Here is an 8614-nt window from a genome sequence, read left to right as displayed (position 1 = left end):
CGCCGGAGATCTGCACCGGCAGAAAAACACTGCCGCCTTTCTGCACATCAGGCGTTTCACCCGTGGCAGGGGAAAAGCGAGGGTCCTTCAACCATTTGAAAATCAGGTTGGCGTTCATTGAATAGCGACGTGCAACCTGCGCGACAGACACGCCCGGTGCCAAAGCCTGCGCACAGATCAACCGCTTCTCTTCGTCAGCCCAGAACCGCTTCTTCTGACCCTTTTTGCCCGCCATGGAGTGCCTCAAGATGTCCACTATCGATGGTGGACACTATCAGCCGAGGGTTCCGCTCGTCAGAGCGGCGACAGCGGACGGATACTGGAAATCAGCCCGGCCATGGAACTGACGAGACAGGTCGCGAAGCGCGGTACCCGCACTGCACGGGGTCTTGGTCGAGTATGCGCTTGAACGAGATGCCCATGTCGTTTGAGACCTCGACAACGTCTGTGTTCAACGTCGCGGCGAGGCGAGAAAGGTAGGCGAATACCGTCTCATACGGCGCTGGTGAGGGAGATTCGGGCAGCTGAGACCGCAGGCAATGCCCGTCTCAACCGCCCTTGCTCAGGAGGGTTTAGACGACCTTGACGGTCAGCGTCCCGACGCCCTCGATGGTGGCCTCCATCACGTCGCCCCGCTCAACGGCATTCACGCCCGACGGCGTGCCTGCCATGATGACATCGCCTGCCTGAAGTTCGAAATACTCCGACAGATATGAGATCATTTCGGGAACTTTCCAGATCATCTGGTTCAGGTCGCCCTCCTGGCGCACCTCACCGTTGACCTTCAGCACCACATGGCCGTGATCGGGATGGCCAACGTCGGATACCGCACGCAGAGGACCAACCGGGCCCGAGCGTTCAAAGGCTTTGCCGATTTCCCAGGGGCGGCCCATCTTCTTGGCGTCGCCTTGCAGGTCGCGGCGGGTCATGTCCAGCGAGACACCGTAGCCCCAGACGTGGTCCAGCGCCTTGTCCACCGGGATGTTCGTACCGCCGGATTTCAAGCCGACCAGCAGTTCCACCTCATGATGGACGTCGGAACTGTGTGGCGGATAGGGAAACTCGCCGGAGGCATCGAGGTTGTTGGGGTTCTTTTGGAAGAAGAACGGCGGTTCCCGGTTGGGGTCGTGGCCCATCTCGACGGCATGGGCGGCAAAATTCCGCCCGATGCAATAGACCCGCCGGACCGGGAACGTACCGCCATCGCCTGTGGGGATGACGTGTACCTGCGGAGCGGGAATTACAGTGTTAGACATTGGCTTCCTCCTGAGCGCTTGCCTGATCGACCTGTAATTGGGGGGGATCGTTAAATCAATCTGATGCCGTGTCCAAACAGCGTGCGTGCATCAGGGTGGATTGGCCGAGGTCGCAGGATTTTGCCTTTGTTTCATGGGGATTTCGCCGGATCTCTGTCGACCAATTTGGAAATTGGGTAACCGGTGGCTTGGTCTGCAACAGTCCCCCGTGCGGCCACTGGGCGGGGCCGTTGATTGGGTTTGGGCCCGGGTCTGGGCCTGGACCGCCGGCGGCAAGGACCCCAGTCACCCGCCTGCCGGGATCGCCTCTGGCAGGACGCGCGTGTAGACGGACCGGAGGTGTTCAAGCATCATTCGGCCGGCAAGTTCGTCGTCCTGGGCCGCGATGGCCGACACGATATTGTCGTGTTCCGTAAAGCTGGAATAATCCGCTGCGGGCCTGCGCGTGACGCGTGGCTGTCCCCAGACAATGGACCGTCGAACCGAGTTCAGGGTTTCAAAGAAATACTGATACAGCTGGTTGCGGGTGGCGCGGGCAATGGCGTGGTGCAGGTTGTTGTCCCACGCCTCGTAGGTGCGCCAATCCTCGGCTGACCGGCACCGTTCGGCGCAGAGCCGCATCTGATCGCGGTCGGATCGGCTGGCGTGACGCGCGGCCAACCTGCTCAATTCGGGTTCGATGTTGAAGCGTACCGCGACCACCTGGGCCGGTTTGATCTGATCGCGCAGATAGGTGACATCCTTGAGATTGAGCAAAGGCCGGGACCCGACAAAAGTGCCGCGCCCGACGTGGCGCCAGATCCGCCCCTGCGCTTCCAGTTCGGCCAGCGCAGAGCGCAGCCGATTGCGCGTGGTTCCAAGCATTTCGCAAAGCTGCCGCTCGGGCGGGACGCGGTCATTGTGCCGGTATCCTGCCGTATCAAGCAGTTCGCGCAACTGTTGTGTCAGGTTGTCTGAGCCCGTCATGCATTCACCCAATTCCATCATTGGTTGATTGATTGAAACGCTACGCCAGCAAACACTCGGAGGGAATAGGAGAACGCGCTCCGAGTCGAACATCGGCAAAAGCCGGGATCGTGGTGCGACAATTGATGGGAGGAGCGCCGGGTGCAACTGGCAACAATATCCGTGGATAATCAGCCTGTATGCGTTGCCATCTTGGGCGACGGTACGATGCTGGACATCGCCCGTGCAGCAAAGGATCTCGCGGGAGCGGACGGCGACGCCTTGCGGGCCGGAACCCTGCAAGCCTTGGTCGATGGCGGACCCAACGCCCTTACTGCGCTGCGAAAACTCGTGGAAAACGCCGGGGCAACGAGTGTTGCGCATCTGCCGGCGGATTCCCGCCTGATGGCACCGTTCCCTGCGCCCCGCAAGAACGTGTTCTGCGTTGGCCGCAACTATGCCGACCACATCGCCGAGGGTGAAAAGGCCCAGAACGCCAAGATCGGAGTGACAGAATACCCGGTCTTCTTCACCAAGCCGCGCACCGCGATCGTGCCGCCCGAAGGCGAGGTTCTGATCTTTCCCGAGCTTTCAGTGGAAATCGACTACGAGGTGGAACTGGCCGTCGTGATCGGCAAACCTGGTCGCAACATATCCAAGGCCGACGCCTATGATCATGTCTTTGGCTATACGATCCTCAACGACATCACGGCCCGGGATATCCAGCGCCGCCATGGCGCGCAGTACTTCAAGGGCAAGGGGTTGGACGGATCCTGCCCGATCGGACCCTGGGTCGTAACCGCTGATGCGATCTCGGACCCGCAGCAACTGTCAATCGGAACGACCGTAAACGGCGAAAAGCGCCAGGATGGCAATACCCGCGACATGATCTTTGACATCCCCACGCTCATCGCATCGCTGTCTGAGGGATTAACGCTGGAACCCGGCGACGTCATTGCCACGGGAACACCGTCCGGCGTCGGCTACGCCATGACGCCACCGAATTTTCTCAAGCACGGCGATACGGTGGTTTGTGAAATATCGGAAATCGGCGCGCTCAGGAACACCGTGCGCGCTGTTTGAACGCCTGCTGTTGCGGTGCTCCGTAGCTGACAGGCGATACACCTGGGAGGAGATACGACCATGATTACCAGAAGAACATTCACCAAGACGATGCTCTCGGCAATTCCGGCTGCGGGACTGATGGGGACACGGGGTTTTGCGCAGAGTCTGCGTGACATCACGTTCGTGCAGCCCAGCCCCTCGGCCATCAACTCGTTCCCTGTATTCGCGGCCATCGGTGAAGGCTACTTCGCGGAAGAAGGCCTGAACGTGACCGTGGAGGCGATCAACGGCTCGGGCGCGGTTCTGCAGGCGCTGTCGGCCGGACAGGCGCACTTTGGTCGCCCTGGTCCCGGCCCCCTGATCGCGGCGCGGTCGCGCGGTGTGGATGCCGTCCACATCTATAATGTCGCGGCGCGCAGCAACTTTGGCGTGGTCGTGCAGGAAGAATCTGAAATCACGGATATCGAAGGTCTCCGTGGCAAGGTGATCGGCACCGGCACGGCGGATGGGGCAGAGGTGGGCTTTGCCCGCAACGTCATGACCAGCGCAGGTATGACCGATGGCACGGACTACGAATTCCTGACAGTCGGCGACGGCGGCCCGGCGACGGCCGCGTTCCTTGGTGGCGCGATTGATGCCTATTCCTCGTCGACGGCAGACGCGGCAATCCTGAACCAGCGCGGCATGGCAGTGCGCGACATCACGCCCGCCGAATTTGCGCGGTTCTTCGGCAACGGCATCGCAACAATGGGCGACACCATCCGCGACGACCGGGAACTGGTCGAGGGCTGGAGCCGGGCCTTTGCCCGCGGTCATGCCTTTGCGCTGGATGATGCCAACCGCGAGGCCGTTCTGTCGCATCTGGCGGACGGCAACCCGCAAGAAGGTGAAGACAAGGAGTTCCAGTCAGCACTCTTTGATGCGGTTCGGTCCAAGACCATCCCGACCGACATGAGCAATGGCCTGGGCTGGTATCCGGCAGAGGTCTGGGAGGAATGGCAAGAGGCCCTTGTTGCCGGAGGCGAGATCGCGGGGCCGCTCGACGACCTGACCGCTGCCTGGACCAATGAGTTCGCCGCCATCGGGAACAAGGCAATCGGCGGATGAACTCGGCAATCGCCACACAAGCACACTCCGGCGCGCAATTGGGCGCGCCGGTCTACGAGTTGTCCAACGTCAGCAAGACATATGCGCGCAACCAGGTGGTGGCGCTGGACGACGTGTCGCTGACGTTGCGCAAAAGCAGCTTTTCCTCCGTCATCGGGTCAAGCGGCTGCGGGAAGTCGACCCTGCTCAAGATCATGGCGGGACTGATCCCGCCAACCAGCGGTCGGGTTGTCCTGCAGGATCGCCCGGTCACAGGACCGCGCAGGGACATCGGCATGATGTTCCAGCATGCGACCCTGTTTCCATGGCGAACCGCGGTTGAAAACATCGTGCTGCCCATCGAGATCCGCGATGGACGCGCCGCCGCAAAGAAAGCCCTCGAGAAGGCGCATGAACTGCTGGACATCGTGGGGTTGAAAGGGTTCGAGAACGTCTATCCCAACGAACTGTCGGGTGGCATGGCGCAGCGCGCTTCGATCTGCCGGATGCTGATCACCGAACCCGCTGTCCTGTTGCTGGACGAGCCATTCAGCGCGCTGGATGAGCTGTCGCGCGACATGATGAACATGGAGTTGCAGCGCATCTGCCGCGAGCAGCACGCGACTGCCTTTCTTGTCACCCATTCCATTCAGGAGGCAGTGATCCTCTCGGACCATATCTATGTGATGAAACCGCGCCCTGGACGTCTGGCCGAGATCGTCGAGGTCGACCTGCCGCGCCCGCGCACGCTCGACATGATGACAACCCCGAAATTCGGGGCAATCGTGGACTATATCCGGGGACTTCTGGACAAGGGAGAAGACATGTGAGCGTCACTCAGACAGACCAACCCCGCGACACAGCGCAAGACACGGTCTGGGTACAGGACGTGTCGTTCATCGATTCCATCCCGCGCTCGGTGGCGATGACCTTTGTCCTCCTCGTCTTCATCGGGTCTTGGCAAATGGCGACCAGCCTTGGCCTCGTGTCGCCGATCATCCTGCCGACACCTTTGGAAACCCTGCAAGACATGATCTTTGTCGGCAAGAACCTGTTGACCGGCGGCTATATGCTAGAGGCGCTTTGGATCACGCTCAAAGAGGTGTTTTACGGCTTTGCGCTTGCGATCTTCCTGGGCTTCACGCTGGGTGTTCTCGTGGGCGAGACAGCCTTTGGCGAAAAGGCGGTCATGCCTTACCTCGTTGCCATCGACACAATGCCCAAGGTGGCGTTTGCGCCGCTCTTCGTGGCGTGGCTGGGCTTTGGCATCGAATCCAAGGTGGCCCTCGCGGCGTTTATCGCGACCTTTCCGATTGTGGTTGGCACTGCTGCCGGGTTGCATGCGGCGGATGAAAATGCCCGAATGCTGTTCAAGACGATGGGCGCCAGCCGGATGCAGACTCTGATCAAGATGAAGCTGCCGACCGGACTGCCGCAGATCTTCACCGGGCTGAAGATTGGTGCAGTGGGCGTCATGGCCGGCGCGATCACCGGCGAATTCCTTGGCGGTGGCAAAGGGTTCGGTGAATTGATCCGGATTGCGGCATCGCAGCTCAACACGCCGCGTGTGTTTTCCCTGATCCTCTATCTCAGCCTTGTCGGGTTGGCGCTGTATGTGTTGGTCACATGGACCCAGCGCAAGGTTGTGTTCTGGCACAAGGAACGTGTGGGGGCGCATGATGGCTGACGCACCCACTATCGCTGTTGCGGACCTGAGCGATTTCGTCGCCCGCGCGCTGGGCGCGCGCGGTGTGCCAGAGGGGGATGCGGCCAAGGTCGCCGCCCTCATGGTCGAGGCGGATATCTATGGCTACGGCACGCACGGTGTTTTTCGCTTGCGTCAATATCTGGCGCGGCTGGGCGGCGGAGGGTGTAACGCCGCGCCCAACGTCTCGGTGGCCGAGGAAACCGTGTCGACGGCGGTGATCGACGGTGACAACGGTCTGGGCCATCTGGCGATGTCTGCGGCACGCGATCTGGCCATCGAAAAGGCGCGGGCCACCGGCATCGGATGGGTCGGGGTGCGCCGGGGCAATCATGCCGGTCCCTTGGCCCTATATGTTCGGCCACAGGCCGAGGCCGGGTTGCTGGGCATGGCCGCTGCCGTGGGCAGCGCCAACCATGTGCCACCCTATGGCGGCAGTGACCTGCTGCTGGGAACCAATCCGATCGCCTTTTCGGCCCCCAGCGCCGGACCCGATCCGTTTGTCTTTGATATGGCGACAACCGTGGCGGCGATGGGTAAGATCAAGACGCTTCTCCAGCAGGGAGAGCCGATGCCCGAGGGCTGGATGGTCGGGCGGGATGGAAAGCCGCTGACCGATCCTGCGCGAAAATCCGAGGGGTTCTTGCTGCCCATTGGCGGCCCCAAGGGTTTTGGCCTGTCGGTAGCTATCGGGCTGATGGCCGGGGTGCTGAACGGTGCGGCCTTTGGGTCGGATGTGGTCGATTTCACCAAGGATACGACATCGGAAACCAACACTGGCCAATTTGTCATGGCCTTGGATCCGGTGGCCTTTGGTTTGGGTGACGGTTTTGGCGAAGCCGCGTCGCGCGTCTTTGACGAGATGCGCGCCTCACCGCCATTGCCGGGCCATGATCCGGTGCGCCTGCCCGGTGATGGCAAGACCGCCGCCGCGCAGACCCGACGCGATGATGGGCTGAGGCTCAAACTTGCCCTGTGCCGCGATTTGAACGAACTGGCGGCGGACTGCGCTATTGCGGCACCGTTTCCCGGTCTACAAACGGGCTGAGCGTCAGTCTGGCCGGGCAGAGGCCTTGTCGCTCAGCCAACGCAGCACCGCACTCCGCTTGGCCAACAGGTGGTTGGACAGAACTCCACCCAACCGCTGGCCATCGCGCGCCTGCAACCGTTGCAGAATCTTGTCATGTTCTGCCATGGCTGCCGTCCAACGTGCCTCTGGCATTGTGGCCAATTAGCGCGCGCTGAACTCGGACCGACAGTGCCTGACAAGTCGTGGCCAGTGTCGGGGTGTGCGCCCTAGGTGTTTGGTCTTGGTATCTGGTGGATCGGATTGACGCTGGATCGATCCATCTGTGAAGATCCAGATCGTGCAGATGTAGTTGTAGGGTGGGGGAAGGCCACGCCAAAAACAGAAACGCCACGGGGTCACCACAACAACGCGCGCCTTCTGCACAGAGCCGGCGTTTGGAGGCTTCGAATGCGGAGTTGACCCAAATCGGGGGCGCATTGGAAAGGGGAATTGCGGTGTTCAGGGTCCGCGCATAGTCGGCCGGGGCCTGGTAGTCCAAGGCCGAATGCGGAGGTTCGCGGCAAGAGCAAACCAGCTGCGCCGCGAAGTTGAAAGCCGACATCCAGATGTCCTCGAATCCGGATTTCGTTCTGCACCGCCGCAGGTCTGGACTGACGACGAACTGCTGTTGACCCCAAATGATTTGTCAAAGACATGTTGGTATAGCCGCTACCAAGGCTGTTGTTCCGCCGACAGGAAGACAAATGATCACTCTGCCTCTCGTCTGGCTTGTAAGTGTTCTGTCGACAATCGCGGCTTTCGCATTGGCGCAAGATACCCGCACGCCCTTTGCTGCGCGCCTTTGTCTGTGCGGTTTTCTTTTGACCTTGGCGACCATTGGTTTGCTGCTTGGGCTCCGACTTTCATTTGATGCGACTTGGGCCGCCCGGGTTCAGCCGGTGGTTGCCGTGATGGTTGCGCCATTGGCCTATCTCGGTTTCTCGGCTCTTACCCAGGACCTGGGAGCGAACTGGCGCAAGACGCTCTGGTTGAATGGAGTGCCGGTCGCTTTCGCGCAGCTGGCGATATTGGTCCACGTCCCGATCTCGGCAGACATCTTTGTCCTTGCGATCAACAGCGTTTACCTTTTTCTGATTGCCCGACTTCTACGCCGCAAAGCTGATGATTTTGTCCATGTCGCGGGCTTTGTTGCGCAAAGTCGGTAACGTCCGGAGTTCCCCTTTCCCCGGACGCAATTATCCCACAGGCTCTGTGACGGGTATGCCGAGCGCGGTGTAGCCGTTGAGCACGGCGGCGCGGATCTGAAGTTCGGCGACCTGACGATCGAAGTCGCGCGCCATGAGGCTCTGCCCCAGCAGCTTCACGCAATGCATCTTCGTCTCGGCGCGGCTTCGTCGGTGGTATCCGCTCCATTTTCTCCAGATGGCGCGGCCAAGGTATTTCGAAGCGCGCAGCGCCTCGTTCCGAGCGATAGCCCCTGCAGTCGATGGCTTCCACGGCTTGGCATTCTTGCGCGGCGGTATGACG

General features: G+C 60.9%; 11 protein-coding genes. 6 read left to right on the top strand and 5 right to left on the bottom strand.

The genetic code is table 11. The features are described 5' to 3' along the window. The 3 genes from CHB90_RS27225 to CHB90_RS24860 all read right to left on the bottom strand — a co-directional run. Nucleotides 1–181: transposase (locus CHB90_RS27225; protein ID WP_245823377.1), on the bottom strand; the 181-nt coding region annotated here is incomplete at its 3' end. Between the two features lie 391 nt (nucleotides 182–572). Beyond that, nucleotides 573–1256, bottom strand: coding sequence for a fumarylacetoacetate hydrolase family protein (locus CHB90_RS24865; protein WP_089280408.1), 684 nt, complete (start codon nucleotides 1254–1256; stop codon nucleotides 573–575). Nucleotides 1257–1541: 285 nt separating this feature from the next. Further along, on the bottom strand, nucleotides 1542–2222 hold the full coding sequence (locus tag CHB90_RS24860; RefSeq protein WP_089280411.1) for a FadR/GntR family transcriptional regulator: 681 nt from the start codon (nucleotides 2220–2222) through the stop codon (nucleotides 1542–1544). A gap of 207 nt (nucleotides 2223–2429) precedes the next feature. Here CHB90_RS24860 and CHB90_RS24855 point away from each other — a divergent pair, with 207 nt between their 5' ends. The 5 genes from CHB90_RS24855 to CHB90_RS24835 are packed head-to-tail and all read left to right on the top strand — an operon-like array spanning nucleotide 2430 to nucleotide 7105. After that, nucleotides 2430–3284, top strand: a complete 855-nt coding sequence (locus CHB90_RS24855; RefSeq protein ID WP_245823376.1) for a fumarylacetoacetate hydrolase family protein — start codon at nucleotides 2430–2432, stop codon at nucleotides 3282–3284. A gap of 60 nt (nucleotides 3285–3344) precedes the next feature. Further along, a complete protein-coding gene (locus CHB90_RS24850) occupies nucleotides 3345–4373 on the top strand; it encodes an ABC transporter substrate-binding protein (protein WP_089280406.1) in 1029 nt (342 codons plus the stop codon). Continuing rightward, the gene (locus CHB90_RS24845) at nucleotides 4370–5182 is read left to right on the top strand and encodes an ABC transporter ATP-binding protein (RefSeq protein ID WP_089280405.1); all 813 of its coding nucleotides are present in this window, start codon (nucleotides 4370–4372) and stop codon (nucleotides 5180–5182) included. Before CHB90_RS24850 ends, CHB90_RS24845 begins: the two co-directional genes overlap by 4 nt. After that, on the top strand, nucleotides 5179–6039 hold the full coding sequence (locus CHB90_RS24840) for an ABC transporter permease (RefSeq protein WP_170941185.1): 861 nt from the start codon (nucleotides 5179–5181) through the stop codon (nucleotides 6037–6039). The genes CHB90_RS24845 and CHB90_RS24840 overlap by 4 nt, the downstream gene beginning before the upstream one ends. Further along, nucleotides 6032–7105 carry an Ldh family oxidoreductase gene (locus CHB90_RS24835; protein ID WP_089280409.1) on the top strand — a complete coding sequence of 358 codons (1074 nt, stop codon included), beginning with the start codon at nucleotides 6032–6034 and terminating at the stop codon, nucleotides 7103–7105. The genes CHB90_RS24840 and CHB90_RS24835 overlap by 8 nt, the downstream gene beginning before the upstream one ends. Before the next feature lie 3 nt (nucleotides 7106–7108). On the opposite strand, the gene CHB90_RS26690 is transcribed toward CHB90_RS24835, so the two are convergent. Then, the gene (locus tag CHB90_RS26690) at nucleotides 7109–7252 is read right to left on the bottom strand and encodes a hypothetical protein (protein ID WP_170941184.1); all 144 of its coding nucleotides are present in this window, start codon (nucleotides 7250–7252) and stop codon (nucleotides 7109–7111) included. A gap of 578 nt (nucleotides 7253–7830) precedes the next feature. Between CHB90_RS26690 and CHB90_RS24830 the strand changes: the two genes are divergently transcribed. Continuing rightward, entirely contained in the window at nucleotides 7831–8292 is a 462-nt protein-coding gene (locus CHB90_RS24830) for a hypothetical protein (protein WP_089280404.1), read from the top strand. A gap of 30 nt (nucleotides 8293–8322) precedes the next feature. On the opposite strand, the gene CHB90_RS24825 is transcribed toward CHB90_RS24830, so the two are convergent. After that, nucleotides 8323–8614, bottom strand: a 292-nt coding sequence (locus tag CHB90_RS24825; protein ID WP_141135827.1) for a transposase, incomplete at its 5' end; no start/stop codon positions are given.

The sequence above is a fragment of the Antarctobacter heliothermus genome, assembly GCF_900188425.1.
In the GTDB taxonomy this organism is placed as follows: domain Bacteria; phylum Pseudomonadota; class Alphaproteobacteria; order Rhodobacterales; family Rhodobacteraceae; genus Antarctobacter; species Antarctobacter heliothermus.
This window is presented reverse-complemented; position numbering and strand designations above follow the sequence as displayed.